This window comes from Brevundimonas sp. AVps7 (genome assembly GCF_058681545.1).
The window spans coordinates 1,800,482-1,826,363 of sequence record NZ_CM178742.1 but is presented as its reverse complement, the minus strand read 5'-3'; the positions used below and the strand labels follow the sequence as shown (position 1 = coordinate 1,826,363).

At 67.6% G+C, this 25,882-nt stretch carries 26 protein-coding genes; 12 read left to right on the top strand and 14 right to left on the bottom strand.

Annotated features, from left to right (window positions below):
- Positions 1 to 55: 55 nt before the first annotated feature.
- Together ACW17Y_RS09135 and ACW17Y_RS09130 are read right to left on the bottom strand one after the other, a co-directional pair.
- Positions 56 to 2,272: an RNA degradosome polyphosphate kinase gene (locus tag ACW17Y_RS09135; protein WP_492035411.1), complete on the bottom strand. Its 2,217-nt coding sequence runs from the start codon at positions 2,270 to 2,272 to the stop codon at positions 56 to 58.
- A gap of 23 nt (positions 2,273 to 2,295) precedes the next feature.
- Positions 2,296 to 3,009, bottom strand: a complete 714-nt coding sequence (locus ACW17Y_RS09130) for a P-loop NTPase family protein (protein WP_492035410.1) — start codon at positions 3,007 to 3,009, stop codon at positions 2,296 to 2,298.
- A gap of 390 nt (positions 3,010 to 3,399) precedes the next feature.
- On the opposite strand from ACW17Y_RS09130, the gene aspS reads away from it, so the two are divergent.
- On the top strand, positions 3,400 to 5,235 hold the full coding sequence (gene aspS / locus ACW17Y_RS09125) for an aspartate--tRNA ligase (RefSeq protein ID WP_492035409.1): 1,836 nt from the start codon (positions 3,400 to 3,402) through the stop codon (positions 5,233 to 5,235).
- A gap of 24 nt (positions 5,236 to 5,259) precedes the next feature.
- On the opposite strand, the gene ACW17Y_RS09120 is transcribed toward aspS, so the two are convergent.
- The 4 genes from ACW17Y_RS09120 to ACW17Y_RS09105 all read right to left on the bottom strand — a co-directional run bounded on the left by ACW17Y_RS09120 (position 5,260) and on the right by ACW17Y_RS09105 (position 9,979).
- Positions 5,260 to 6,159 carry a pentapeptide repeat-containing protein gene (locus tag ACW17Y_RS09120; RefSeq protein WP_492035408.1) on the bottom strand — a complete coding sequence of 300 codons (900 nt, stop codon included), beginning with the start codon at positions 6,157 to 6,159 and terminating at the stop codon, positions 5,260 to 5,262.
- 74 nt (positions 6,160 to 6,233) lie between these two features.
- Positions 6,234 to 6,719, bottom strand: coding sequence for a pentapeptide repeat-containing protein (locus ACW17Y_RS09115; RefSeq protein ID WP_492035407.1), 486 nt, complete (start codon positions 6,717 to 6,719; stop codon positions 6,234 to 6,236).
- 83 nt (positions 6,720 to 6,802) lie between these two features.
- Positions 6,803 to 7,204: an acyl-CoA thioesterase gene (locus ACW17Y_RS09110; protein ID WP_492035406.1), complete on the bottom strand. Its 402-nt coding sequence runs from the start codon at positions 7,202 to 7,204 to the stop codon at positions 6,803 to 6,805.
- 6 nt (positions 7,205 to 7,210) lie between these two features.
- Complete coding sequence (locus ACW17Y_RS09105; protein ID WP_492035405.1) at positions 7,211 to 9,979, bottom strand: TSCPD domain-containing protein; 2,769 nt, start codon at positions 9,977 to 9,979, stop codon at positions 7,211 to 7,213.
- Between the two features lie 205 nt (positions 9,980 to 10,184).
- Between ACW17Y_RS09105 and ACW17Y_RS09100 the strand changes: the two genes are divergently transcribed.
- Both ACW17Y_RS09100 and ACW17Y_RS09095 read left to right on the top strand, forming a co-directional pair.
- The gene (locus tag ACW17Y_RS09100) at positions 10,185 to 10,577 is read left to right on the top strand and encodes an NADH:ubiquinone oxidoreductase subunit NDUFA12 (RefSeq protein ID WP_492035404.1); all 393 of its coding nucleotides are present in this window, start codon (positions 10,185 to 10,187) and stop codon (positions 10,575 to 10,577) included.
- Positions 10,574 to 11,254, top strand: coding sequence for a DUF2155 domain-containing protein (locus tag ACW17Y_RS09095; protein WP_492035403.1), 681 nt, complete (start codon positions 10,574 to 10,576; stop codon positions 11,252 to 11,254). Before ACW17Y_RS09100 ends, ACW17Y_RS09095 begins: the two co-directional genes overlap by 4 nt.
- On the opposite strand, the gene aat is transcribed toward ACW17Y_RS09095, so the two are convergent.
- The 4 genes from aat to aroQ form a co-directional block, all read right to left on the bottom strand.
- On the bottom strand, positions 11,221 to 11,826 hold the full coding sequence (gene aat, locus ACW17Y_RS09090; protein ID WP_492038272.1) for a leucyl/phenylalanyl-tRNA--protein transferase: 606 nt from the start codon (positions 11,824 to 11,826) through the stop codon (positions 11,221 to 11,223). The genes ACW17Y_RS09095 and aat overlap by 34 nt on opposite strands.
- A 91-nt stretch (positions 11,827 to 11,917) precedes the next feature.
- Positions 11,918 to 13,270 (bottom strand): acetyl-CoA carboxylase biotin carboxylase subunit, encoded by a 1,353-nt coding sequence (gene accC, locus ACW17Y_RS09085; protein WP_492035402.1) that lies wholly within the window; start codon positions 13,268 to 13,270, stop codon positions 11,918 to 11,920.
- Between the two features lie 5 nt (positions 13,271 to 13,275).
- Positions 13,276 to 13,788 carry an acetyl-CoA carboxylase biotin carboxyl carrier protein gene (accB, locus tag ACW17Y_RS09080; protein WP_492035401.1) on the bottom strand — a complete coding sequence of 171 codons (513 nt, stop codon included), beginning with the start codon at positions 13,786 to 13,788 and terminating at the stop codon, positions 13,276 to 13,278.
- A gap of 25 nt (positions 13,789 to 13,813) precedes the next feature.
- Positions 13,814 to 14,275: a type II 3-dehydroquinate dehydratase gene (gene aroQ / locus ACW17Y_RS09075; protein ID WP_492035400.1), complete on the bottom strand. Its 462-nt coding sequence runs from the start codon at positions 14,273 to 14,275 to the stop codon at positions 13,814 to 13,816.
- Between the two features lie 117 nt (positions 14,276 to 14,392).
- Here aroQ and thiS point away from each other — a divergent pair, with 117 nt between their 5' ends.
- The 3 genes from thiS (at position 14,393) to ACW17Y_RS09060 (ending at position 17,232) form a co-directional block, all read left to right on the top strand.
- Positions 14,393 to 14,590 (top strand): sulfur carrier protein ThiS, encoded by a 198-nt coding sequence (gene thiS / locus ACW17Y_RS09070; protein WP_492035399.1) that lies wholly within the window; start codon positions 14,393 to 14,395, stop codon positions 14,588 to 14,590.
- A gap of 40 nt (positions 14,591 to 14,630) precedes the next feature.
- A complete protein-coding gene (locus ACW17Y_RS09065) occupies positions 14,631 to 15,434 on the top strand; it encodes a thiazole synthase (RefSeq protein ID WP_492035398.1) in 804 nt (267 codons plus the stop codon).
- An 88-nt stretch (positions 15,435 to 15,522) separates the two neighbouring features.
- Positions 15,523 to 17,232 (top strand): tetratricopeptide repeat protein, encoded by a 1,710-nt coding sequence (locus tag ACW17Y_RS09060; protein WP_492035397.1) that lies wholly within the window; start codon positions 15,523 to 15,525, stop codon positions 17,230 to 17,232.
- Between the two features lie 94 nt (positions 17,233 to 17,326).
- Here the strand turns inward: ACW17Y_RS09060 and ACW17Y_RS09055 are convergent, their stop codons facing one another.
- Positions 17,327 to 17,902, bottom strand: coding sequence for a hypothetical protein (locus ACW17Y_RS09055; protein ID WP_492035396.1), 576 nt, complete (start codon positions 17,900 to 17,902; stop codon positions 17,327 to 17,329).
- Between the two features lie 209 nt (positions 17,903 to 18,111).
- On the opposite strand from ACW17Y_RS09055, the gene ACW17Y_RS09050 reads away from it, so the two are divergent.
- Together ACW17Y_RS09050 and ACW17Y_RS09045 are read left to right on the top strand one after the other, a co-directional pair.
- Positions 18,112 to 18,618, top strand: coding sequence for a MarR family winged helix-turn-helix transcriptional regulator (locus tag ACW17Y_RS09050; RefSeq protein WP_492035395.1), 507 nt, complete (start codon positions 18,112 to 18,114; stop codon positions 18,616 to 18,618).
- On the top strand, positions 18,615 to 19,850 hold the full coding sequence (locus tag ACW17Y_RS09045) for a serine hydrolase domain-containing protein (protein ID WP_492035394.1): 1,236 nt from the start codon (positions 18,615 to 18,617) through the stop codon (positions 19,848 to 19,850). Before ACW17Y_RS09050 ends, ACW17Y_RS09045 begins: the two co-directional genes overlap by 4 nt.
- Before the next feature lie 349 nt (positions 19,851 to 20,199).
- Here the strand turns inward: ACW17Y_RS09045 and ACW17Y_RS09040 are convergent, their stop codons facing one another.
- The 3 genes from ACW17Y_RS09040 to ACW17Y_RS09030 form a co-directional block, all read right to left on the bottom strand.
- Positions 20,200 to 20,748 (bottom strand): L,D-transpeptidase, encoded by a 549-nt coding sequence (locus ACW17Y_RS09040; protein ID WP_492035393.1) that lies wholly within the window; start codon positions 20,746 to 20,748, stop codon positions 20,200 to 20,202.
- Between the two features lie 164 nt (positions 20,749 to 20,912).
- Positions 20,913 to 21,554, bottom strand: coding sequence for a hypothetical protein (locus ACW17Y_RS09035; protein WP_492035392.1), 642 nt, complete (start codon positions 21,552 to 21,554; stop codon positions 20,913 to 20,915).
- A gap of 436 nt (positions 21,555 to 21,990) precedes the next feature.
- Positions 21,991 to 22,809 (bottom strand): DUF2306 domain-containing protein, encoded by an 819-nt coding sequence (locus tag ACW17Y_RS09030; RefSeq protein WP_492035391.1) that lies wholly within the window; start codon positions 22,807 to 22,809, stop codon positions 21,991 to 21,993.
- 86 nt (positions 22,810 to 22,895) lie between these two features.
- Between ACW17Y_RS09030 and ACW17Y_RS09025 the strand changes: the two genes are divergently transcribed.
- The 4 genes from ACW17Y_RS09025 (at position 22,896) to ACW17Y_RS09010 (ending at position 25,816) form a co-directional block, all read left to right on the top strand.
- On the top strand, positions 22,896 to 23,942 hold the full coding sequence (locus ACW17Y_RS09025) for an AraC family transcriptional regulator (RefSeq protein WP_492035390.1): 1,047 nt from the start codon (positions 22,896 to 22,898) through the stop codon (positions 23,940 to 23,942).
- A 168-nt stretch (positions 23,943 to 24,110) separates the two neighbouring features.
- Entirely contained in the window at positions 24,111 to 24,398 is a 288-nt protein-coding gene (locus tag ACW17Y_RS09020; RefSeq protein WP_492035389.1) for an autorepressor SdpR family transcription factor, read from the top strand.
- Positions 24,395 to 24,802 carry a hypothetical protein gene (locus ACW17Y_RS09015; RefSeq protein ID WP_492035388.1) on the top strand — a complete coding sequence of 136 codons (408 nt, stop codon included), beginning with the start codon at positions 24,395 to 24,397 and terminating at the stop codon, positions 24,800 to 24,802. The genes ACW17Y_RS09020 and ACW17Y_RS09015 overlap by 4 nt, the downstream gene beginning before the upstream one ends.
- Positions 24,803 to 25,081: 279 nt before the next feature.
- Positions 25,082 to 25,816 carry a TraB/GumN family protein gene (locus ACW17Y_RS09010; protein ID WP_492035387.1) on the top strand — a complete coding sequence of 245 codons (735 nt, stop codon included), beginning with the start codon at positions 25,082 to 25,084 and terminating at the stop codon, positions 25,814 to 25,816.
- Positions 25,817 to 25,882: the final 66 nt, after the last annotated feature.

Sequence of the window (25,882 nt, the reverse complement as noted above, 5' to 3'; positions counted from 1 at the left end):
GAGTTCGAGCCGATGTCGATGACCGCCGCCTCGCGCGGCGTCGCATAGAATTCGCTCACTTACCGGGCCGATCGTAACGCAGCGCTTCCGGCCGGGTCTTCACCTTGCGGCCCCGGCCCGACAGGCTGGGGTTGGTCATGAAATATTTGTGCGCCGAGAAGGGGCGCGCCGGATCGGCCGGCGTGACCCGGGTGTAGCCGCCTTCGGCGCCCAGCACCCAGCTCTGGGCGTCGTCCTTCAGGTTGGCGACCATGATCTGGTCCAGCACCTGGTCGTGGACGGTGACGTTGGTGATCGGGGTCATGATCTCGACCCGGCGGTCGAGGTTGCGGGTCATCCAGTCGGCCGAGGAGATGAAGACCTTCGCCTTGTCGTGCGGCAACTCCTTGCCGTTGGCGAAGCAGATGATCCGGCTGTGCTCCAGGAAGCGGCCGACGATTGACTTGACCCGGATATTCTCCGACAGGCCCGGCACGCCGGGCCGCAGGCAACAGATGCCGCGCACGACCAGTTCGATTCGCACGCCCCACTGGCTGGCCCGGTACAGGGCGTCGATGATCTCCGGATCGACCAGGGCGTTCAGCTTGACCCAGATGGCCGCCGGCTTGCCCTTGGCCGCCGCCGACATCTCCTTGCCGATCAGCTCGATCAGGGTCGACTTCATGTTCAGGGGTGAGACGACCAGCGCCTCCAGATCTTCGGGCTGGGCGTAGCCGGTGATGTAGTTGAACACCCGCGAGGCATCGCGCGCCAGGACCGGGTCCGAGCTGAAGAGGCTGAGGTCGGTGTAAATCCTGGCCGTGATCGGGTGATAGTTGCCCGTGCCGAAGTGGCAGTAGGTTTTCAGTCCGTCGCCCTCGCGGCGCACGACGACACTGAGTTTGGCGTGGGTCTTGTACTCGACGAAGCCGAAGACGACGTGGACGCCGGCGCGCTCCATGGCGCGGGCCCAGCGCAGGTTGGCCTCCTCGTCGAACCGGGCCTTGATTTCGACCAGGGCGACGACGTTCTTGCCGTTTTCGGCCGCCTCGATCAGGGCCGCGACGATCGGGCTGTCCTTGGAGGTGCGGTAGAGGGTCTGTTTGATGGCGATGACGTTGGGATCGCGCGCCGCCTGACGCAGGAACTGCACCACCACGTCGAAGCTCTCGAACGGGTGGTGGATCAGGATGTCCTTCTCGCGCACCGAGGCGAAGACATCGCCGCCCTGATCGCGAACCCGCTCCGGGTAGCGGGGTTCGTAGCCGGGGAATTTCAGGTCGGGATGGCCCGAGGGGATCAGTTCGCCCAGCTGGGCCAGGCCCAGCATGCCGTCGACCAGAACCACATCCTGGGGCGAGGCCTCCAGTTCGCCGACGATGAACTCGCGCAGATCGTCGGGCATGGACGCCTCGATCTTGACCCGCACCACCGATCCCAGGCGACGCTGTTTCAGGGCCTCCTCGAACTCGAGGACCAGGTCCTCGGCCTCTTCCTCGATCTCGATGTCCGAATCGCGGATCAGACGCAGCACGCCCTTCTCCAGAACCTCGTGGCCCGGGAACAGGTGCTCGATGAAGAGCAGCAGCACGGTTTCCAGGGTGACGAACCGTCGCCGCCCCTTCACCGAGCGTCCGTCGCCCGGCAGCTCCCAGAAGCGCCGCACCTGGGTTGGGACCGGCACCAGCGCATAGAGGGTCTTGTTGTCCCGCTCGCGCCGCAGCTTCAGGGCCAGGGAGAAGCCCAGGTTCGGCAGGAAGGGAAAGGGATGCGCCGGGTCGATGGCCAGGGGCGTCAGAACGGCGAACAGCTGGCTGAGGAACTCGGGCTCCAGCCTGTCCTTGTCGGTCCTGGTGATCCTGGTCGACTTGACGACCTCGATGCCCGCCGTGGTCAGCTCATTGCGCAACTGCCGCCAGCGCTTCTGCTGTTCGGCCATCAGCTCGCCGGCGGCGACGTTGACCTTCTCCAGCTGTTCGGCCGCGGTCAGGCCATCTGCGGACAGCACCCGCACCCGCTCGCGAACCTGACCCTTCAGCCCCGCAACCCGGGTCATGAAGAACTCGTCGAGGTTATTGGCCGAGATCGACAGGAACCGCAGCCGTTCCAGCAAGGGGTGGCTGGGGTTGGCGGCTTCTTCCAGCACACGGGCGTTGAACGCCAGCCAGCTGATCTCGCGGTTGAAGAACCGTGCAGGCGAGGCCATCAGGTCCTCGTCCAGATGCAACTGGGGCGCACGGGAGGAGGGGACTTCCTCTCCCCGGGTGGCGTCGGCGATGGCGGCGTCGGACATGGGCCGGTTGTGGGGCGCGATTGTTACGGCTGCAACCCTGATCCGCCGTCATCTTCGGGCGCGTCGTCGAACAGATCGTTGCTGGCCCCCAGAACCTGCCGGGCGAGGGCCCGATTGACAGGCCGATGCTCGGCGTCGAGGCGTTCAACGACGGTGGCGGCGGCGGCGGCCGAACGATCGATACGGCGAACCAGATAGTCGATCACCCCGTCGCCCGGCGCGATGCTGCGCTCGGCGAACCGGGCGGCGAGAATGGCGGACAGGACCGTGTCGTCGGGCGCCTCCATTGCGATCACCCGCACCGCGTCGAGCCGCGAGCGCAGGTCAGGCACGGCGACCTGCCAGCGCCGTGGCGACGGACGCGACACCAGCAGAAGGGCGCCGCCATCCTGCTGGGCCAGGTTGATCAGGTGGAACAGGGTCTCGTCATCGGCCTCCTGGGCGATGTCGAGCAGGACGGGCCGACCTTCCAGCTCCAGCGGATCGGCCAGGGCGGCCTCGGCCCCGTTCAGGGGAATGGCGCCGACCCGTTCGGCCCAGACCGCGGCCAGATGGCTCTTGCCGCATCCGGCGGGGCCGCAGATGGCCATGACCTGGCCCGCGCTGTCCGGCCAGGCGGCCAGGGCGTCGACAGCATAGGCGTTGGAGGCCGAGCGCACGAAGGATGCCGCGCCCTGCGGCCCTTCCCGGGTCAGGGGCAGCCTGAGCTGTTCGCGAAGGGGACGGCGCGCCGACATGGGGTCACCATAGCAGATCGGCCGGATTGTCCTGATACGGGATTATGATGCGACGTGGACAGACGATGCGGCCCTGTGGACCGCTGCGACCGCGTTTGACGTCGCACAACTAAAGTCATGTGACGCGGAAATGGCCGTCAGGTCCCGCCGGGCGGCCTTCCTGGATCGCGACCGCGCCTTGGCGTCGTGTCGGGCTAGACTACCGGAGCGTCCGGCGAAGAGGCGTTCGCGCCTGACGATCCGGACTCGCCGGACTCGGCGGACTGTGTTTTCGAGTCCGCCGCCACGGCCCGATCCGGCCGCCGACCTTGACTTTCCGGGGCGCGGATGCGCCTTACGCCGCTTCCAATTCCTGCCGTTTCCCGGCCGATTCAGACGATTTTCCCCCCGATGTCCGACATGCACGCCTATCGCTCCCACACCTGCGGCGCCCTCCGGTCGTCTGACGCGGGCTCCAAAGTGCGTCTGTCCGGCTGGGTTCACCGCAAGCGCGACCACGGCGGCCTGCTGTTCATCGACCTGCGCGACCACTACGGCCTGACCCAGCTGGTCTTCCACCCGGAGACCCCGGGCTTCGAGGCCGTCGAGCGCCTGCGCGCCGAGAGCGTCATCCGCGTGGACGGCGACGTCATCGCCCGCGATGCCTCGGTCGTGAACGCGACCCTGCCGACCGGCGAGATCGAATTGCGCGTCTCGGGCGTCGAGGTCCTGTCCGAAGCCGCCGAACTGCCGCTGCCGGTCTTCGGCGAGCCCGAATACCCCGAGGAAATCCGCCTCAAGCACCGCTATCTCGATCTGCGCCGCGAGACCCTGCACAAGAACATCGTGCTGCGCAGCCGCGTGATCTCCTCGATCCGCCAGCGCATGGTCGGTCAGGGCTTCCTCGAGTACCAGACGCCGATTCTGACGGCCTCCAGCCCCGAAGGCGCGCGCGACTTCCTCGTGCCGTCGCGGCTGCACCCGGGCAAGTTCTACGCCCTGCCGCAGGCCCCGCAGCAGTTCAAGCAGCTGCTCATGGTCTCGGGCTTTGACCGTTACTTCCAGATCGCGCCCTGCTTCCGCGACGAGGACCTGCGCGCCGACCGGTCGCTGGAGTTCTACCAGCTCGACGTCGAGATGAGCTTCGTCACGCAAGAGGATGTTTTCGCCGCCATCGAGCCGGTCATGCACGGCGTGTTCGAGGAGTTCGCCGACGGCAAGCCCGTTTCACCGATCTCCGGGACGCACACCTTCACCAACGACTTCGGCCAGACGCTGGAACACGCCGGCTTCGAGCGCCTGACCTACGAACAGTCGATGAGGTGGTACGGCACCGACAAGCCGGACACCCGCAACCCGATCAAGATGCAGGACGTCTCGGAGCATTTCCGCGACGGCGGCTTCGGCCTGTTCAACAAGATCCTCGGCGCTGACGCCAAGAATGCGGTGTGGGCCATCCCGGCCCCGACCGGAGGCTCCCGCGCCTTCTGCGACCGCATGAACGCCTGGGCCCAGGGCGAGGGCCAGCCGGGTCTCGGCTACATCTTCTGGTCCGACGATAACAACGCCTGGGGCGGCCCGATCGCCAAGAACCTGGGCGAGGCCACCGACGCGCTGATGACTTCGCTGGGTCTCGGCAAGGGCGACGCCGCCTTCTTCGCCGCGGGTCTGCCGTCGGTCTTCGCCAAGTTCGCGGGGCTCGCCCGCACCCGCGTCGCTACCGAGCTGAAGCTGGTCGAGGAGGAGCAGTTCAAGTTCTGCTGGATCGTCGACTTCCCGATGTTCGAATGGTCCGAGGAAGAGAAGAAGGTCGACTTCTCGCACAACCCCTTCTCGATGCCGCAGGGCGGGCTGGAGGCTCTGGAAACCCAGGACCCGCTGACCATTCGCGCCTATCAGTACGACATCGTCTGCAACGGCTATGAGCTGTGCTCGGGCGCGATCCGGAACCACAAGGCCGAGATCATGCTCAAGGCCTTCGAGATCGCCGGCTACGACGCCTCGGTGGTCGAGGAGCAGTTCGGAGGCATGCTCAACGCCTTCCGCTACGGCGCGCCGCCGCACGGCGGTCTGGCTCCGGGCATCGACCGTATCGTCATGCTGCTGGCCAACCAGGTCGCGATCCGCGAGGTCATCGCCTTCCCGCTGAACCAGCAAGGACAGGATCTGCTGATGAGTGCGCCGGCCGATGCGCTGGATCGTCAGTACAAGGAGCTGCACATCCGCCAGGCGCTTCCGCTGAAGTAGCGGCGGGAAGGCCGGCCGTCGCGATCAGTGGCGGTCGGCGCTGGCGAAGTCGCGGCGCGGTGACGGCGGGGCCGGCGGCGCGGGAGGGGCCGGGGGCGAAGGCATCCGGATCATGACCCGCGAACTGCAGGTGCGGACGCTCAGGCCGCGCGGCAGACGGGTCGAGGAATCGCCGCAGGCCTGAGAGATCTGGGTCTGGGCCAAGCCCCTGGCGCCCGACAGGTCCGCGCCCCGGATATCCGTCCGGCGTAGCGAGGCGCCGGTGAAAACGGCGCGCCCGAAAGCGGCGCGCGACAGGTAGGCTCCGTCCAGCTGGGCGTTGGTGAAGTTGGCCCCCGCGAAATCGCCGCCGGCCATATTGGCCGCGTTCAATTCGGCGTTGGCGAAGGAGGCGCCGCCCGCGCTGACGTTGGCCAGGGTCGTGCCGAACAGCTCGGCGTTCGACAGATTGGCGCCCGCAAGGACCGCGCCGTTCATATTGGCGCCCAACAGTTCCGCGCCTGAAAGGTTGGCCCGGCTGAGGTCGGCCCGGCTGAAGACAGCGCCCTGGGCCTCGACCCCGTTCATGTTCACGTCGCGAAACGCCGCGCCGGTGAAGTTCGATCCCACGATTTCGGCGCCGGTCATGTTGGCGCGGGTGAAATCGCTGCCCGAGAAGTTGGAGCCGACCAGCTCGGCGCCCCGCAGGTCCGCGCCGACCAGGGTCGCGCTGAGGAAGCTGGCGCCTGTGAAGGTCGCGCCGGCCAGGTTGCGGCCTGACAGTTCGCAGCGGTTGCAAGACCCGCCCAGCGAGATCATCCGCGTCACGTCGCGATCCTGGATCGACAGGCTGACCTCGGCCGCGGCCGGAGCCGCGAGCGCCGAGAGGCCGGCGAACAGCGCGAGCGCGGGCAGGGCGACGGACAGGCGGCGGGAAAGAGTCATGGTCTGCTTCACGCCCCCTAGATGATACCTGATCACCGCAAACCCTACTTAAATCGCGGTAAGGATGGAGGTCTTCAGCAGGCGGGAATGCGCAGGCTTCCGGGCAAGGTCGTCGCGGCGTCGCCACAGGCCCGGTTGAGCTGGCTCTGGGTCAGGCCCGTCGCGCGCGCCAGCTGGGCTCCGGAGAAGTTGGTCCCGGTCAGGGTCGCGCCCGAAAAGCTGGAGCCTTCCAGATAGGCGCCGACGAAGCTGGCGTTGGTCAGGTCGGCGCGGTTGAAGTTCGAACTGGAGAAGACGCCGCCGTAGGCCTCGACGTCGCGCAGGTCGGCGCTCGAAAACCGCGTGCGGTTCATGGTCGCCAGGCTGAGATCGGCCTGGCGCAGCCGCGAGCCGCTGAGGTTCAGGCCGCGCGCATCGAGCCCCGAGAAGTCGCCCTGGAACAGGTTGCAGCCCGAACAGCTGGCGCCGCTTCGAACGCGGGCGATCTGGCCGGCGTTCTGGGCCAGTGCAGGTGCGGCGACAAGCGCGAGGGCGGTGGCGGCGAGGATCAGGCGTTTCAAGGCGGTCGTGCTCCGAAGCCGGCGAGCCGGCGGCAGTCGGTCCCTGGTTAGCTCACAGGTGCTTACGATCTGCTGAACCGCGATCAGTCGGTTGTGACGACCCGGGCAAGCATGGCGCGATAGCCCTCAGACAGGGGTTCGGACCTGCCTTCCAGCGCGCGCACGTAGGTCAGCGAGACCTCCGTCAGAAGTTCGCCGTCGCGCAGGATGTCGACGCGAAGCTCATAGCTGGAGCGTCCGATCCGGGGCACAGACACCTGGATGTGCAGGAGGTCGTCGAACCGGGCCGAAGCGCGAAAGCTGGCGCGCGCATCGACCACGTAACTCTGGCCCATGTCCGGGTAGTCGCCGGTCATTACCCCGGCGGCGCGGAAGAACTCGGTTGCGGCCACGTCGGCATAGACGAAATAGTTGGGGTTGAAGACGACGCCCTGGGCATCGACCTCGCCCCAGCGAACGCGGAGAGGGCAACTGAAGCTCGCCACCAGGCGCTACCCGCGCATCTGGGGCGCGATCCCGCAGGTGTCGCAGATCCAGGCCCCTCCGCGTTGCTGAAGCGTGAAGTCGCCGCAGGCGGGGCAGGTTTCGGCCTCCCTCGGGTCGCCGCTGACGGCGGGCGCTTCCGCCTTCTTGCCGAACGGCAGGACCACGAGGTTGTCGGGCGCGTGGCCCCGGGCGAATCCCTTGGAGATGAAGCGGGCGGCGGGGACCAGCTCGTCAGCCTTGCCTGAACCCAGGCCGTCGGCGTCCAGCGGCTCGGCATCGGCATTGGCCAGTTCGTGACGGTCCAGATAGGACACGCCCAGCTCGCGGAAGATGTAGTCCAGGATCGAGGTCGCCGAGCCGATGGAATCGTTGCCGGTGACCCGCCCCGCCGGCTCGAACCGGGTCAGCAGGAAGGCATCCACGAACTCGTCCAGCGGCACGCCGTATTGCAGGCCGATGGAGATCGCGATGGCGAAGTTGTTCATCAGGCTGCGGAAGGCGGCGCCTTCCTTGTGCATGTCGATGAAGATTTCGCCGAGTTCGCCGTCCTCGTACTCGCCGGTGTGGATATAGACCTTGTGGCCCCCGACGGCGGCCTTCTGGATATAGCCCTTGCGGCGATCCGGCAGCTTGCGGCGGGTACGCACACGCTCGATGACGCGTTCGACGACGCGCTCGGTCGTCGCGGGCCGGGGCTGGGGCGCGGGCTCCGGCGCGCGCCGGGCGGGCTCGAAGTCCGGAAGGTGAAGCAGGGGCTGGTTTGAGGCCTGACGGCGCGACAGGCGGATGGCACGACGACCTTCCGACGCGGCCTGGGTCAGCATCGCCATGGCTGAGCCGATCCCCGCCCGGCTGGGCAGTTCGACCGAGGTCATGTCCGCAACGTCGCTGAACGGTTCGGCGGCGCGCGTCAGGGCGGCCGAGGCAAGGTCAAGGCCGGCGAGAATGGTCTTCAGCCGCAACGGCGCGCTCGGCCAGGCGGACAGATCCCGGTGGCCGAACACATGTTCCGTCGCGGCGGCGATCTGTTCCGGGGTGGCCAGCAGGGCCATCAGACCGCTGTGGTCCACGGTCTCCTGATCGAAACCGAGGACGTCGCGTATGAACCCGGCTTCCAGGACTGGCGGGGCGAAGGCCTCATCCAGCCGTTCGACATGGGCCAGAGCCGTCTCGACCTGGTCAAGCTCCACCTCGGTAAAGCCCTTCGCCGCGAGGTCGGCATGGCCGAGGGCGGGCGAGTCGATCAGCGTGCGGCGGCCCAGCAGCCAGCGTTCGGCGCCTTCGACATCGCCGCCCTGGGCGGTGATCGCTGCGGCCAGCGTCGGGTGCAGACGGCGCACCATGTCGCCGTCCCGGGTCTGGAAGACTTCGATACCGGACAGCGCAGCGACGCCCAGGCGCAGATCCCGCTCCGCGTCCGTCGCCAGGGTCGCGATCAGGCACTGTCGGCGACCGGAAGCGCTCGCTGCGGCGTGCGCCTGGGCGGTTCGCAGTGCGGCAGCCCGCCCGAGCTCGCTCGTCAGGTCGGCGAGGCGGGCCTCGCGCGCCGCCAGGGCGGTCAGAACGGCTTCGGCTGCGACGGGCCAGTCGGCTGCCGGACGCAGCGTCGCGGCCAGTTCGCTCGACGCGAGGGAAGCCGCCGCGGCGAACAGGCCGGATGCGGCGGCGAATTCGGTCTCATTGATCCCCCCGTCGGCCTCGGCGACCAGCCAGTCGAGCCCGCTTTCCAGCGTCAGAACGACGGGACGCACCGCATGACGCCGGCGCGCCAGACGTCCGTCCGGTGCGAAGCCGCAGGCGACCTCGATCTCCAGCGCGGTCGTCCAAAGCCGGGCGAGGGCGTCGAGGGCCTCGATCATATCGGGCAGGGTGGCGGCCACGGCCGGGAGGGCGATGGCGCAGCCCGGGGCGATGGCCAGATCCGCGGCGGCCTCTGCATCCCGCACGGAGAAGGCCACGACCAGGTCGTCGGCCAGGCAGCCATCGGCGGCGGCCCGGAGCGGGGCGTCCATCGGCGAGGCGGGATCAGCGACGGCGACGACCCGCGTCTGCTTCAAGGGCTCCGGTTCCGGGGAGGAGAACACCCGCCCGGCGATGGCATCCAGGATTGCCGTGTCGTCAGCGCCGGCCCGGCGAGCGGCGAGGGCGGCGCGGCCGAGAGCGGGGTTGGCGGCGGGGTCGGCGCACACCGCGGTCGGGCCGTCGCAGCGCCGGACCGCGTCAGTCACCGCGCGCAGGGTCCGGGTAACGCCGGACAGGGCATGGGCGGTCACACGCGCCGTGCGTCGCCGCGCCGTGTCGCTTTCGAATCGGGCGCGAACTCCTGCGTCGCCGAGGTCGAAGACGGTCGCATTGCGGGTGGGGCCGGGCTGGTCTTCGGCCGCGGGCGGCGTCCGGGCGCCTTCCAGCAGGACCGAAGACGGCGCGGCGAGACCCAGAAGAACGCTGGCGACCAGTTCCGAGGCGAAGGTCTCGGCGTCCGACGCGGACGGGAACACTCCGGTCGAACGGCCCCAGGCCGCGAGGCGCGCGGACCAGCGATCCAGAGCTCCGTCGAGAACGGGCGGTCCGGCGGATGAGGTGCGGGACGGCGCGCCCTCCAGGCGAGGCCAGTCGTCGGGCGACTGGTCATGCCAGTCCAGCCAGGCCTCGACCCGCGCGTCGCTCCAGCCGGCGGGGGCCATGACCCGGATGACGCGGTCGGCCCGCTCGATCTCGCGCGCTTCGCACACGACGGAGGCCGCAAGGTCGGTCAGGAAGGGGGTGAAGCGCATTCGCAGGCCCGGACAGGATCGTTTCGTCAGCCTAGGGCGCTCCGCGCCATCGCCGCAATAGATGTAGCGGTCTGAAGGCGGGTTACCCCCAAGATGTTGCTGGAGACGATTTGGGCTGGACGCTGGACGCGGAGGCGGCCGGTTTCTATGATCGGGTGAGTGGATCGGGCCTCCTGCCGATCCGAATCTGGACTGGAATCGCCTCGTGCTCGGCAGAATCTTCGGTTGGACGTCCGGCGCGACGATCGGCACCCTCTTCACCATCGCCAAGCGCGGCGAACTGATCGGGACCGACGAGAACGGCAACCGCTATTACCAGTCGCGCGACAACGTCAGCTATGACGGCCGCAAGCGGCGCTGGGTCGTCTATGAGGGCTATGCTGAGGCGTCGAAGGTGACGCCGGACTGGCACGGCTGGCTGCACTACACCTTCGATGAACCGCCGACCGAGGCGCCGCTGCCGCGCCGTCGCTGGGAACTGGATCACCGCCCGAATATGACGGGCACGCCGCTGGCCTGGCATCCGCAGGGCTCGCTGCTGGAGGAGGGGGTTCGACCCGCCGCAACAGGCGACTACGAGGCCTGGAAGCCCGAATGAACCGCACACGCATCCTGCTGATCGGCACGGCGGTCGTCGGACTGGCCGTGTCAGGCGGCGTGGTCGCCGGCGGCTGGCAGAACGCTCCGGCACAGGACGCGACCCCTGCTGCCGATCCCATCGGCGACGTTCTGAGGGCCGATCCGACGCAGGAAGCGGCTCCGGCTGCCGATCCGGCGCCTGCCGTGCCCATCGCCATCACGCCTCCGCCCCCGGTCGAGATCGCCACGGCCGCCCTCGAAGAGGACAAGGCGGGCGATCCGGCCGATGACGAGAATGCGGAAGACAAGGACGACGAGGATGAGGGCGAGTCCGAGGAGGACAAGGCCAAGCGTCTCGCCGCCGACACGCCGGTCCCGCGCCAGCGTCGCCGGGTCGCCATCATTGAGGCGATCGACAAGATCACCGCAGAAAGCATGCGGTTCGAGGTCGAGGTGGGCGGACGCCCGGTGCGCTTCAATCAGTCGCTGATCTTCACCGCCCGCGCGTGCGAGGTCTCGGCCGAGAACGAACTGGTCGAGGACGCCATCGCCTATATCGACGTGACGCTTCAGCCCAAGGCGGTGGGCGCTGCCCCGCGCCAGATCTTCCGGGGCTGGATGTTCTCGTCAACCCCGGCGCTCAGCGGGCTGCAGCACCCGATCTATGACGCTTGGGTCGTGGCCTGCAAGGCGTAGGTCACAGCCTCCGCGCCTGACAACGGGCGGGCGAGGGCTGTCGGATCGGGTATCACCGGCAACGCTGCAGCCAGGCGCTTCAGATAGGCGCGCTGGGGAATTTCCAGCAGGCCGAACTGGTCCAGATGGGCCGTGCGGAACTGGGCGTCCAGCAACCGCCACCCCCCGAGCCTTAGTCGCGCGACGAGGTGCACGAGCGCGACCTTGGACGCGTCCGTCTCCCGGCTGAACATGCTTTCCCCGAAGAAGGCGCCGCCCAGGGTGACGCCATAGAGGCCGCCGACCAGCACCTCATCGCGCCAGCATTCGATGCTGTGGGCATGGCCGCGCAGGTGCAGGTCGAAGTAGAGCCCCATGATCGGGTCGTTGATCCAGGTCTCCTCGCGTCCCGGTCCGGACGCGGCGCAGGCGTGCAGGACGGCGTCGAAGGCCGTATCCACACGCACGATGAAGGGCTCGTTGCGGACCGTGCGCCGCAGGCGGGACGGGATGTGGAAGGCGTCGAGCGGAATGACGCCCCGTTGCTCGGGCTCGACCAGATAGACGCGCGGATCGTCGCGGCCCTCGCCCATCGGAAAGACGCCGTGGGCGTAGCATTGCAACAGGGCGTGGGCGTCGAAAGGCTCCGGCGGCGAGAAGGCGCTGGCCGCCGGATCTGTCACGTCAGGCGTCGGTCTTTTGACGCTTGGCCCAGTTTTCCAGCCAGTGGATGTCGTAGTCGCCCGACAGGATGTCCGGCTCCTGCAGCAGCTTCTGGAAGAGGGGAATGGTCGTGTCGATGCCGCCGATGACCATCTCGTTCAGACTGCGCTTCAGGCGGGCGACGCACTCGGCGCGGTCACGGCCGTGCACGATCAGCTTGCCGATCAGGCTGTCGTAGTAGGGCGGGATCGAATAGCCGGCGTAGATGGCGCTATCCAGACGCACGCCCAGGCCGCCGGGCGCGTGGAAGTCGGTGACCGTGCCGGGCGACGGCGCGAAGGTTTCCGAGTTCTCGGCATTGATCCGGACCTCGATGGCGTGACCCTCGAAATGGATGTCGTCCTGGGTGAACGACAGCGGCAGGCCGGCGGCGATGCGGATCTGTTCGCGGACCAGGTCGACGCCGGTGATGGCTTCGGTCACCGGGTGTTCGACCTGAAGGCGGGTGTTCATCTCGATGAAGAAGAACTCGCCGTCCTCCCACAGGAACTCGATGGTGCCGACACCCAGATAGCCGATCTTGCCGATGGCCTTGTTGACCGTCTCGCCGATGGCGACGCGTTCGGCGGCCGACAGGGCGGGCGAGGGGGCCTCTTCCAGCACCTTCTGGTGACGACGCTGCAGCGAGCAGTCGCGTTCGCCCAGGTGGACGACGTTGCCGTGGCTGTCGGCCACGACCTGGATCTCGATGTGGCGCGGCTTCTGGAGATAGCGCTCCATGTAGACGGCGCCGTTGCCGAAGGCGGCCTTGGCCTCGGTCTGGGCGGTCTGGACGGCCTCCACGAGGTCGTCGGCGGTCAGGGCGACCTTCATGCCGCGCCCGCCGCCGCCCGCCGCCGCCTTGACGATCAGCGGGAAGCCGATGGCTTTGGAGGCTTCGATGGCCGCCTCGATCGTCTCGACCTCGCCGGCGGAGCCCGGAACGCAGGGAATACCGGCTTCAAGCACCGTCTGCTTGGCGCTGATCTTGTCGCCCATGATCCGGATGTGCTCGGGCTTGGGACCGATGAAGGTCATGCCGTGGGCTTCGACGATCTCGGCGAACCGGGCGTTCTCGGACAGGAAGCCGTAGCCGGGGTGGATCGCCTGGGCGCCGGTGATCTCGGCCGCCGCGATGATCGAGGGGATGTTCAGGTAAGACTTCGCGGCCGGCGCCGGGCCGATACAGACGCTTTCGTCAGCCAGCCGCACCCACATGGCGCCGCGGTCGGCCTCGGAGTGTACGGCGACCGTGGAGATGCCCATCTCCTTGCACGCACGGTGAATTCGCAGCGCGATCTCGCCGCGGTTGGCGATGAGGACTTTGGTGAACACTGGGCTCAGGCCTCGAGAACGACGAGGGGTTCGCCGAACTCGACGGGCTGGGCGTCGCCGACCAGGATCTCCTGGACCACGCCGTCTCGCGGCGACTGGATCGGGTTCATCGTCTTCATGGCCTCGACGATCAGCAGGGTCTGGCCCTTCTTGACCTTGTCGCCGGCCTTGGCGAACGGCGGGGCCTCTGGCGAGGCTTGCAGATAGACGGTGCCGACCATCGGCGACTTCACCGTCTCGCCCGACCTGGCGACGATGGTTGCCGGGTCCGACGGCATGGAGAGCGGCGCGGCCGGGGCAGCGGGAGTGGGAGCGGCCTGCGGGGCATAGGCCGGAGCGGACGCGTACTGCATGACCGGCGCGGCGGTGATTTCGCGGGCGACGCGGACGCGCAGTTCGCCGCGCTCGACCTCGATCTCGGTCAGCGAGGTGTCGTTGAGGATATCGGCCAGCTGGCGGACCAGCGTGGTGTCGATCTCCACCGAGGGCTCGTTATCCAGTTTCTTGTCGGTCGCCATGAGAGCTATGCCTTGTGGTCTGAGTTCAACGGGCAGGCGATGCGGAGCGTTCCCGCGCCAGCCGAAGGGCGGCCTTGACGGCCAGTTCGTAGGATTGGGCGCCGAAGCCCGAGACGATGCCCGTAGCCGCGAGGGAGACGTAGGAGTGACGTCGGAATTCCTCGCGCGCGGCCGGGTTGGACAGATGGCACTCGACGACCGGGATCGTCAGGGCCTTGAGCGCGTCCAGCAGGGCGACGGAGGTGTGGCTGTAGGCGGCCGGGTTGATGACGATCGCAGCAGCCTTGGTGCGAGCTTCGTGAATCCACTCGACCAGTTCGCCTTCGTGATTCGATTGGCGGAACACGACCGTCGCACCTTCGGCCGCCGTCTCGCACAGCGCCTGGATGTCGGCCAGGGTCTCGCGCCCATAGATGTGCGGCTCCCGCACCCCCAGGAGGTTGAGGTTGGGACCGTTCAGGACGTAGAGGACGGGGGTTTCGGGCATTCGCTCCGGGCGGGCTGGCGAAGGGCTGGGACCGCTTCGGTGGGGCGGCCTTTTAGCGGAACGGCGTCGCTCGTCAAAGCCGAGGTTGCGCCGCACAGGTCAGGTTGACGTAACGACATGCGCATTCAAGTCAACGGAGATACGCGGGAAGTCGCCGCGCAGACGGTCCTGGCCCTGGTCGAGGAGCTGGGATTCGACGTCCGCAAGGTCGCCGTGGAGCGCAACCTGGCGATCGTTCCAAGGTCGCTGCATGCGGAGACGGTGCTGGAAGACGGCGACCGGATCGAGCTGGTTCAGTTCGTCGGCGGGGGTTGAGCGGGTTCCGTTCGACGCCGTTGAAGCCTAGATGAGGGCCATGAACGCTCCCGTCGTCCCGCCCGCCGAAACCGCTGCCGATACCTGGACCGTCGCCGGTCGCAGCTTCAACTCGCGTCTGATCGTCGGAACGGGGAAATACGCCGACTACGCCCAGAACGCGGCCGCGGCCGAGGCTGCGGGCGCCGACATCGTCACCGTGGCGCTGCGCCGGGTGAACCTCAGCGATCCGTCCCAGCCGATGCTGGTCGACTATCTGAAGCCCGACCGGTTCACCTTCCTGCCAAACACGGCCGGCTGTTTCACGGGCGAGGACGCGGTGCGCACCCTGCGGCTGGCGCGCGAGGCGGGCGGCTGGGATCTGGTCAAGCTGGAGGTGCTGTCGAACTCGGCGCACCTGTATCCCGACATGATCGAGACGCTCCGGGCGCTGGATCTGCTGGTCGCCGACGGGTTCGACGTCATGGTCTACTGCACCGACGACGTGGTCATGGCCAAACGGCTCGAGGACGCGGGCGCGGCGGCGATCATGCCTGCGGCCTCGCCCATCGGGTCGGGGCTGGGGATCCAGAACCGGGTCAATATCCGGCTGATCGTCGAGCAGGCCAGGGTGCCGGTGCTGGTCGATGCGGGCGTGGGCACGGCCTCGGATGCGACCATCGCCATGGAGCTGGGCTGCGACGCCGTGATCGCGAACACGGCCATCGCCGGGGCGCGCGATCCGATCCGGATGGGGCGGGCGATGAAGCATGCCGTCATCGCCGGGCGCGAGGCCTATCTGGCCGGGCGGATGGCCAGGAAGATGTACGCCGACCCGTCGTCCCCGCTGGGCGGGCTGATCTGATCCGCCGGCTGCACCTCTGAGGCGATCGAGGCGCTTGGAAGCGCCGTCGGGCTGGTGCAGGATCGCGGCCTCGGTTCGGGGGAAGACGATGCGACTGACACTGCTGACCTTCACCGCTGTCGCCCTGTGCCTCGCGGGCCCTGCAGCTGTCGCCGATGCGACCTCGGCCACGGCGGATGCGGAGGCGAGCGCGTCGCTGCTGCAGAACCCGCGTGGCTGCGGCCGGGTCGGGTCGGTGCTCGATGCGGCGCCGGAAGCCTCCATGATCCTGGTGCCTGGCTTCGGCGAGGTGGCGAGCTGGCCCGTCGATACAAACAATCCGGAGGCCCAGGCCTGGTTCGACCACGGGGTGCGGCTGCGCTGGGCGTTCGAGCACAAGGAATCGGTCCGGGCCTTCCGCCGGGCCCGCGCCATCGATCCCGACTGCGGCATGTGCGCCTGGGGCGAGGCCTGGGCGACGGGGCCCAACCTCAATGGCGGCGGCACGGATGACGACTCGGTGAGGGCGGGACTGCGGCTGGCCCAGCTGGCCCGGCGCGAGGCGCGGGGGGCGACCGCCCTCCAGCGCCAGATGATCGACGCCCTGATCCAGCGCTATTCGGGGGCCAAATCCAGCCGGGACGTCCGCTTCGCCCGGGCCATGGACCGGATCGCTCGCCGCAATCCCGACAGCCCCCTGATCGCCGCCATGGCCGCCGACGCCTGGATGCTGCAGGCCGATGAGTGGTTCGACGACGAGGGCGCGCCCAAGGACCGGGGCATCACCCGGGCCATGGAGATCCTGGAGAGCTCGCTGGCCAAGGCGCCCGACGATCCCGGCACCATCCACCTCTACATCCACCTGACCGAGTGGTCGGACGACCCGCACAAGGCCATTCCCTATGGCGAGAAGCTGGCCCGGCTGGCGCCGTCCGCCAGCCATCTGGTGCATATGCCGTCGCACACCTTCTATCGGGTGGGCCGCTACCGGGACGCCATGAGGTCCAACGTCGAGGCCGTGGCGCTGGACAAGCGCTACGATGAGTTGGCCGCGCCTCCCGGCGGGATCACGGGGATGCCGCTGCATGCCCACAACATCCATTTCGGCATGGGCGGGGCCCTGATGGCCGGCGGGGCGGAGGAGGGGCTCAAGCTGGCCGAGGGCTTCCTGGCCACCTATCCCGACATCCCGGCCGAGAACCTGTGGCGCCAGCTGATGGCCAATGACGCCTATGCGATCTACGGCCGCTTCGGCACAGCCGCCCAGGTCGCGGCCCTGGCGGAACCGCCGGAAGACAAGCCGGTGCAGCGCGCCAACTGGCGCTACGGCCGCGGCGAGGCTGCGGCCCGGGCCGGCGACGCGGGCGCCGTCCGCGCCGAGGCCGAGGCCATCCGGGCGATCCGCGAAGGCGACGCCATCACCGGCGCCCAGGCCGCCGACATGAAGGATTTCATCGAGGTCTCGCAACGCGTGCTGGAAGGCCGCGCGGCGATGATCGAAGGCAATGCGGCCGCCGCCGTGGCCGCTTTCACCCGGGCCGCCGAGATCCAGGGCCAGGAGGAGGAGGGCGGCGACCCGCCGATCATCTGGTTCCCGACCCGCCGCAGCCTGGCCGCAGCGATGCTGGCCAACGGCGACGCAGCCGGCGCCAAGGCCAAGATCGAGGAACTGCTGACCGACTGGCCGATGGACCCCTACAGCTATTTCGTCCTCGCCGAGGCCGAACAGGCCCTGGGCAACACCGCTGCCGCCGAGGCGGCCCGGGCGAAGGCGCGGGTCGAATGGATCGGCGGCGAGATGATGCTGAAGCTGGCCTAGGCTCCGGCGTCTGTCCGGTTTCGTCCGTCGGTCCGGACGAAAAACACCCTGACGAAACGGACGAAACGGACGAAGCGGACGAAATCCCGGGGGGTCAGGTCGCCGGGTCGGGCGCGGCCTCTTCGGTCTTTTCAGCGACCGCGGCCTCGCGGCCGGCGGCGAACTCCTCGTTCAGTCGGTGCAGATAGGAGGCGCGGACCCGGTCAATGTCCCGGAAGGCGGAGGAGTCCATCTCCAGGCGCGCGCCGCAGCGCTCGGTCAGATGGACGAGCCGCATCCAGGACAGGGCCTGTTCCGGACGGTCGACGGCGGCGTTCTCGGCCGCCTGACGGAAGGCGTAGCGGCGCACGCTCCGCGGATCGGGATTGAACAGCAGGCCGAAACGCGCGGTCGAGGCCTCCGCCGCCACCTCCTCCAGCGCCGGATCGATCTCCATCTCCTCCTCCCGGGTGCGCGGCCCGGCCATCCAGGGCGGCGGCGGGGCGAGGCGGGACGGCAGGAAGTCGGGCCGCCGCCAGCCCTCGATCGCTGCGCGACGACGGATGCTTCGATCGGTCGTGCCATAGCGTTCGGCGATGACGGCGCAGCTGATGCCGGCGATGAAGTCCTCACGGGCATGAGCCCAGGCTTCGGCGGAGAGGCGGGGCGGTCGGTGTTTGCTCTCGGTCATGCCGACAGTGTCCGCCCGTTTCATATGAAGGCGCGGATAAAGGCTTTCGTTAGAGCCGGGCGTTGAATTCAAAGGGCTTCGGGGAGGGTGTGCGGATCACATCGCGGTTGTCGGATACATTGGCGGGCCCAAACCCGACAGTTGCCAGAAGCTCGCAGGGCATTGCGCAGGTTATTGCGCAATGCTCTGCGCATCGGTATGACGCAGGAATGATCCATCGAGAATTCTACGATAACGCCATCGTGCGGAAGGCCTACACAGCCAAGAAGCTGCTGGACCTCGCCTTCCTGATTCAGAGCCAGGTGACGAAGGTCTATGCCCGCAACGGGATGGTCTTCCCCGTCTCCTGCTCGTCCACATTGTTGCACCTCAGCAAGAGCGGGCCAGCTTCAGTGACGGAGGTCGCACGCGCCCTGCAGCATCCTCATCAGACGGTCGCGCAGCATCTCGCCACACTCAGCAAACTCAATGTCATCGAAAAGCGGACCGACCCCACGGACCGCCGACGCACCGAGTATTTTCTGACCGGTTTCGGCACGGCCCAGGCCAGCCTGCTGCATCAGTACAACGTTGAAGCCGCCGCGGTTTTCGAGGGTCTGGACGCCGACATCGGCACCGATCTCGGCGATCTGCTGGACAACGCCATGGCGGCCCTCGACGCCCGGCCAATGGACGATCGCTTCTCACCTTCGCCATTCGCCGGAGATCAATCGTGAAAAAGACACTCATCGTCCTGGGCTCCATTGCGGCGGCCCTGCTGTTCTATTGGCTGGCATCGCCCAAACAGGTGATGCGGTCCGAAGGCGCGCAGGACTTTGACAGCTTCGTCCCCGCGCTGATGGAGGAAGAGGCGATCCCGGGCCTCGCCATCGCGGTGGTGAGGGACCACCAGGTCGTGCACATGCAGGGCTACGGGTTCGCGGATGTGGAAGCGCGCAAGCCGATGACCGCCGACACACCCATGAATATTGCGTCCATCAGCAAGCCGATCCTGGGGATCGTCCTGCTGCAGCTTCATGACAAGGGCCTTCTGGACCTGGATGCTGACATCAACGCCATGCTGCCTTTCCGGGTGAGCAATCCCAATGCAGATGGCCAGGCGATATCAGTTCGCCAACTGGCGACCCATACATCCAGCATCGGAGACTTCTACGATGTCGCGGACTACCAGGAAGGGAGCGACTCTCAGACGCCGTTGGTGGATCACGTTCGCGGCCTCCTGACGCCGGACGGCGCACGCTATGACGGCGGCGCCCACTATCTCACGACGTCGCCAGGAGCCGCGCGCGAATACAGCAATCTCGGCGCCGGTGTCGCCGGCGCCGTAGCCGAGGCCGTGGGGGACGCGTCGCTAGCGACATTGGCCAAGACGAACGTGTTCGAGCCTCTGGGGATGACGAACTCGTCCTGGCTGCTGGCGGACTATCGCGCGGGCGAACTGGCGACCCGATACGACGTGGTTCAGTGCCTTCCCCTCACCGGTCTTTGCGCGAGCACGGAACAGCCGAAGCGGAACTTCCTCATCCGCAAGGTCTTCCGGCCCGCCGGCGGCGACCGCCGTTTCGATGCCTATCCGCAGTTCGGAAATCCCAACTACCCGGATGGCGGCGTGAACTCCTCAGCGCGGGATCTGGCCCTTCTGGCGCAGAGCATTCTGGCGCGGGGAGAGACGAGCAGCGGCCAGCTACTGTCCGCCGCATCGTTCGATGAGATGCTGAAACTACAACTGCCGCCCAGCATCGATGACCGGCAGCGCTTCTTCTGGCGGGATCGCAACGGGCTGACCGGCCACGCCGGTTCTGACCTGGGCGTCTACACCAGCCTCTATTTCGATCCGGCGAAGGGGAGCGCCATCGTCATCCTGATGAACCGCACGCCCGATCTGCAGACCGAGGAAGCGATGGCCCGTCTCTTCGATCGCATCAGCCGGGATTTGCTGCGCCCGTGAATCCGATAGGCGTACTTGGCCGAGGGCTACCCTGAGTCAGTTGCGACGGTTCGGGCCTGGCAACACTCATCAGCACGCCGAAGACCACGACTCCCAGCTCGATCAGACGTTGGCGGCTCACAGGCAGGCTGAAACGCGGCTTCGGACGCGGGTCTGGTAAAGGCTCTGACATGTAGACGTTCCCCGAACGTCACCTTATGCGGGTGGAGGCCCGGGGCAATAGCGCGAAGCGAACGACCTGGAATGGTGGTGGGCTCAACTGATCGCTGCTACGCCAGTGCCTGACCCACGGGACCCACCTGTCCCTCCACAGCCAGGCCGGGTTCGGCGCCATCGTCCGTAAAACCCGTCAGGCCCCGGGGAAGACCTGCGCGATCGAGCTCTGCTCGGGCAGTATGTAGACGATCCCCACTGTGCCGCTGAAGGCCGGTGCGATGATGTCCTCGAAGAAGGCAGGCGGGACGTTCACGCACCCGTAGGAGATCCGGTTGTCCTCGGAGGTCGGCGTGGTCAGGCGCTGCAGACGACGATCGGCCGGCCGTGCCGTTACGACGGGATGCAGCGAGAGCGCCCCGGCATAGTCTATCCAGAGTATGCTTTTCCCGCTCAGGTTCTCGCCGATCGAGGCGACAAACCGCCCCGACGGCGTGATGCGTTCTTCCGGCGCAATGGCGGACAGGGGGCGATCGCCGATCCCGGGCGGTGCGATGTCTCCCCGCGCCAGACCCAGAAGGACGGGCGTGGCCCCCAGCAGCAGCCCGTCGCGGTTGAATGCGAAGACCTGGGCGTTGACCTTGTCGATGAGGACAAAGGGCAGGCCCTGATTGTCGCCGGTCTCAAGAACCCATGACTTCAGCTGTTGCACAGCGGGAGAGGCCCCCTGTTCGACGGCGTCCACATGGCCCGACGCCGGGTGCTGTCGCGCGGCCGCCGTGGAGGAAGCGGCGAAGAAGAGCCCCAGAGCCAGTCCAGCGGCGCCGACCCCTTGCCGGAGCCTGCGGCTCCATGCGGGGGGCCTACCCGTCGGCTCTGTTGTCCAGACGTGGGCCTCGGCCGTCAAAGTCAGTTGCGATCCTGTTTGGGAGGATAGACCGGAACGCGCGGCGGAGAGGGGGGCTGCATGCTTGACGAAGGCGCAACGGGTTCGAGCACCGGCGGCGGAGTGGGTGACGGCGCCCTCGACGAAAGCACAACGGATTCGCCCACCGGCGAAGGAGTTCTCTCGTGGGCCGGCATGCCCCCGCCACTGCCGCCGTCGACAGGCGTGCAGACCGTGCCATCGGCGCAGTCCGAGAAATGAACCTGCGGCGGCTCGACCATGATTTCCGACGGACGGACATGGACCTCTGGACGCTGGACGTAGATCTGGGCCGGGGCGATGCGGATCGGCGGAGCGTCCACATAGACCGGAGGTCCGTCGATGTAGATGGTCGGGCCGGCGACGTTGATCGGGCGTCCGATCACGCGAACGCCAGGCGACGAGACGCGGATGGGAGGTCCCGGATTGTTGATCGGCGGGCCCCAGCCCCCCGGTCCCGGCCAACCGGCGCCGCCGCCGGTCCACGGGCCGTAGAAGTCGACGACGCGTGTGCACGCGCAGGGCGCATCGCCGTAGTGGGGCGTCTCGGCACAGCCATGGCCGTCCGCCGGCGCTGCGGCGCCGGAGATCAGCATGGAGGCCACGATTGAAGTGATCGGATCCATATCAGTCAGCTACCATCCCAAGTCCCCGCGAGACTTCACTTTTCCCCTGAAAGGCGAACCCTGGAGGGAGGTCAGCGACCCGCCTGATCACGGTTATATTAACCATTTTCGACTGTCTACCGCCCGAACCCAAGCTTGCGCCCAAATATCCCGGGAACCCCAGGCGGCTGATTACCTTGCCGGAGCGCGAGGCTGCGGTGAGTTGGCAGCATGGAAGCGAGCGGTCGATGGCATTCTGGCGCTCGTCTGCTCGAACGTCCTCCACGGCTCGTGAGCGGTCATAGCCTGCCAGGCGGAAGGCGGACATCGAGGTCGGCAGGGCAGGGTGGCTGTGCGGCGCCGGGGCCGGCCATTCGCATCCGGACGTCGAGCAGACCTGCAGAACATCGCCCCCAAGCCGGTTCGCGCCTGGCTGCCGTTCCGTGAATCGGCGCCCTCAGGCTGCGACCGCCGCCTTCGCCCGCCGACGGCGCCAGTCGTCGAAGCGGACCTTGCCCAGCCAGAACAGCATGACCGGCAGCGGCGCCAGGGCCAGGACGGGCAGCAGAACCGAGTCCTGTATGGCCTCCGGAAACACCTGCATCTGCCCAAGGAAGAACGACCCTGAGGCGATGAACAGCGAAAAGCACATCCGCCACAGGTGCCGGGCGATCCGCGAGACGTTGGACAGCTGTTTGCGCAGGAGCATATTCAGCTCACCGGCCGCTGCGAAGATCCCGGCGATGGTGAAGAGCACGAAGGCCGGCGGCGGCGAACCGTCTACCGTGCCGCTGGGGCTGGCCGCGCCCATCCGCATGAAGATCACGCCCGCAGCGGTGATGGAGAGGGCGACGATCAGCCCGATGACCTCCGGGACGCCGGCCTTCGCGTCCCGCCGTCGAGCCGCCATGGCGCCGCTGACCAGAAGGTAGAGCGCCATGATCCCGGCGACGAAATTGGGCCGCTGCCCGGTCTCAAGGAAGGGCGCGACGCCCGCGCCGATGGCGTAGGCCGCGAACATCGCCACAAAGAAGACCGATCCCGCCGCGCGGTGGACCCGCTGGCCCTTGCGCGATGCCAGGGCGACGACGCCGGTGACCATCCCGATCGCCCCGCCCGCGATGTGCGCCCACAGCAGGGCGTTGGCGCCAAGATGCATCCAGGCCGGATCGCCGGGCCTGGCCTGCAGAGTGTCCGCCAGGGCGATCGAAGGCAGCAGCGCGGCGGCCACGGCGGCGGCGAACAGGACGGGCAAGACGGGAATTCGCAGTGTCATGGGCGCTTTCTTGTCGATAAGCTTGGCCGGAGCCATGATCGTGCGTTCCGTGCGCATGATCGTTCGTAACACCGGGGGCCGCGTGGATGTCGAACCTGACGACGTCAGCAGGCGTAGCTGCCGGCCTGATCGCGTTCGCTGTCCAGCGGGGCGCTGATCGCGCGGCGCTCATGGCCCGGGCGGGCCTGCGTCCCGATGACCTTGAGGACCCCGACGCCCGCCTGGCGTTCGACACCTATGTGGCCCTGATGCGCGCGGCCCAGGACCTTTGCGGCGACCCGGCCCTGGCGCTTCATTTCGGCGAGGCCGTCGACCTTGCGGAGGTGTCGATCGTCGGGCTGATCATGAACGCCTCGGCCACCATGGGCGAAGCGTTCGCCCAGATGCAGCGCTTCGGCCGGCTGACGCTGGAGACCGAGGGCCTCAGCGACGGGCCCCGTTTCGTACTCTCCGCGCGCGACGGCCAACTGTGGATGGTCGACACGCGCGCGGATCCCGACGCCTTCCCCGAACTGAGCGAAGGGGCCTTCGCGCGGCTGGTCTGCGGCCCTCGCCGCTTCCTGCCAGAGCAGCATGTGCTGGAGGTGCAGTTTTCCCACGCGGCGCCGGCCTGGAGCGCCGAATACGACCGCATCTTCCAGTGCCCGGTGACCTTCTCCAGCGGCTGGAACGCCATGCGGCTCGACCCGCGCATCGCGACCTGGCCTGTCGCGCTTCAGCCGCGCTATGTGTTCGGTGTCCTGACCCGGCGCGCCGACGGCCTGCTGCAGGAGCTCGAGGACCAGAAGACCGTCCGCGGCCGCGTCGAGGCCGTTCTGCTTCCGCTGCTGCACACCGGCGAGGTCGGCGCCGAGGCGGTCGCCCGGACCCTGGGCTTCAGCCGCCAGACCCTGTTCCGCAAGCTCAGGGCCGAGGACGCCACCTATGAACAGGTGCTCGACGCCCTGCGTTACCGGATGGCGCTGCGCTACCTCACCGGCGCCAGGGCCTCGGTCAACGAGACCGCCTACCTCGTGGGCTTCTCCGAAGCCGCCGCCTTCTCCCGCGCCTTCAAACGCTGGACAGGCAAGAGCCCGCGCGAGGTCCAGCCGGCAATAGTGGCCGCTCCCGGCGATCTTCTGCCCTCCGGATAGACGTCGGCAACCGCCCCCCCCGCGTCGGGCGCAGATCTTGCCGCCAGCAGCGGACGCCGGTTGGTCTACCCCGCCTTCGCCGCCTCACTGGCTTCCCAGGCGGACTGGTAAGCCTTGCTTTGAGATTGCTCTTGACTCGTATTTTGATGATTAGCTAAACATCAACTCATGAACGCGGTTTTTAAAGCTCTGTCCGATCCGACCCGGCGCAAGGTGCTTGAGTTGTTGCGCGAGCGGCCGATGACGGCGGGTGAGTTGAGCGCACAGTTTCCCGTTTCGCGGCCCACCATGTCCGCCCATTTCAACGTCCTGAAGGAAGCGGATCTGATTGACGCCGAACGGCGCGGGACGACCCTTATCTACCGTCTCAAACTGACAGTGCTTGAAGACGCGCTTCTGGGCTTTGCCCAAGTGTTTGGCTTCAAGGCGCCGTCGTCGAAGGAGGTTCAGAAATGATGTTCAAACGCACCGTCGCGGCTGTTGTCGGAGCCGTTCTCCTGATCGGCGTCGCAGCTGCCGCCAGGCTTGCGGCGCACATGGAGGTGATCGACGCCGACATGATGTCCCGCCTGGTTCAGATAGCGATCGGCCTGTCACTGGTCGTCCTGGCCAACGGAGCGCCCAAGCAGATCGGCCGACCGCGGGCCTCGCTTGCAGCCGAAGGCAGGGCCCAGGCGGCTCGCCGGGCGGCGGGGTGGTCGCTTACGCTCGCCGGGCTGATCTATGCGGGGGTCTGGATCTTTGCGCCGATCGCCCTGGCTGCCCCGGTCTCGATTGCGGTGGTTGCCATCGGTCTGACTCTCGCGGTTCTCTGCACGGTCAACGCCTGCCGATCTCGAAGCGCCGATCTCGCAGGTTGACCGACATTTGAGTCGGACAGTCGACGTCCACCGGCACAGTTGAACCACACCACCAAAACTCCCTGTCCGTCCGGCGCCTCGCCGTGACTACGCCTCGCCATGCCTTCTCAGGAGCCCCTCATGTCTATCGCCTCTATCCGCCAGAACCTGCGCAAGGCGCTTCTTCCCGTCATCGGCGGATTGGCCCTGGTCATGGGCGGAGCGGCGGTCGCTGAACCTGCGATCTGGGCTGTGCGAGATCACGATTCTACTCTCTATCTGTTCGGCACGATCCACGTGATGAAGCCTGAAACCGAATGGCGCTCGCCTCGCTTCGAGGCCGCTTTCGACGGCGCGAGCCAGTTGATCCTTGAGGTCGAGAACCCGGGAGATCAGGCGGCTGTTCTGCCCTTGATACGTGAGCACGGCCTCTCGCCGGACCGGCCGCTCTCCAGTCTTCTGTCCGACAAGGATGTGACCCGCCTGGACGCCGCAGCCCGGTCCGTGGGGCTCAGCGCGGCCCAACTGGATCCTATGCGGCCGTGGCTGGCGTCGCTCTCCCTGGCCGCAGCGCCGCTGCGTCGCGGTGGTTTCGATCCGGCCTCGGGCATCGATCCCGTCCTCAGGTCGCGAGCCTTGGAGGCTGGGATGACGATCGGCGGGCTGGAAACTCTGGATCAGCAGGTCCGGCTGCTCGCCGGCTTTCCCGAAGAAGGTCAGCTTGCCTATCTGATGCGATCCCTGGACGATTTTGACGACGGCGCGGCCCAGCTTCAGTTGTTGGTCGCTGCGTGGCTTGACGGTGATGTCGTCGCGATTGAACGGATTGGCGTTGCGCCCATGCGTGAGGTGGGCGAGCGGGTCTATCAAGCCTTGCTGGTCGAGCGGAACCGCGCCTGGGCCGATCGCATCACATTGATGCTCGATGGGGCGGGCACCGCCTTCATCGCCGTCGGCGCTCTACATCTTGCGGGAGAGGATAGTATTCAGCGAATGCTGGAAGCTCGGGGGCTGACCGTCGAGCGCGTCCAATAGCGCTCACGTAGCGAGGGCTGGGTGACTGTGTGCCTGGTCGCAAGGACTGTTGGTTGATGGCGCGCC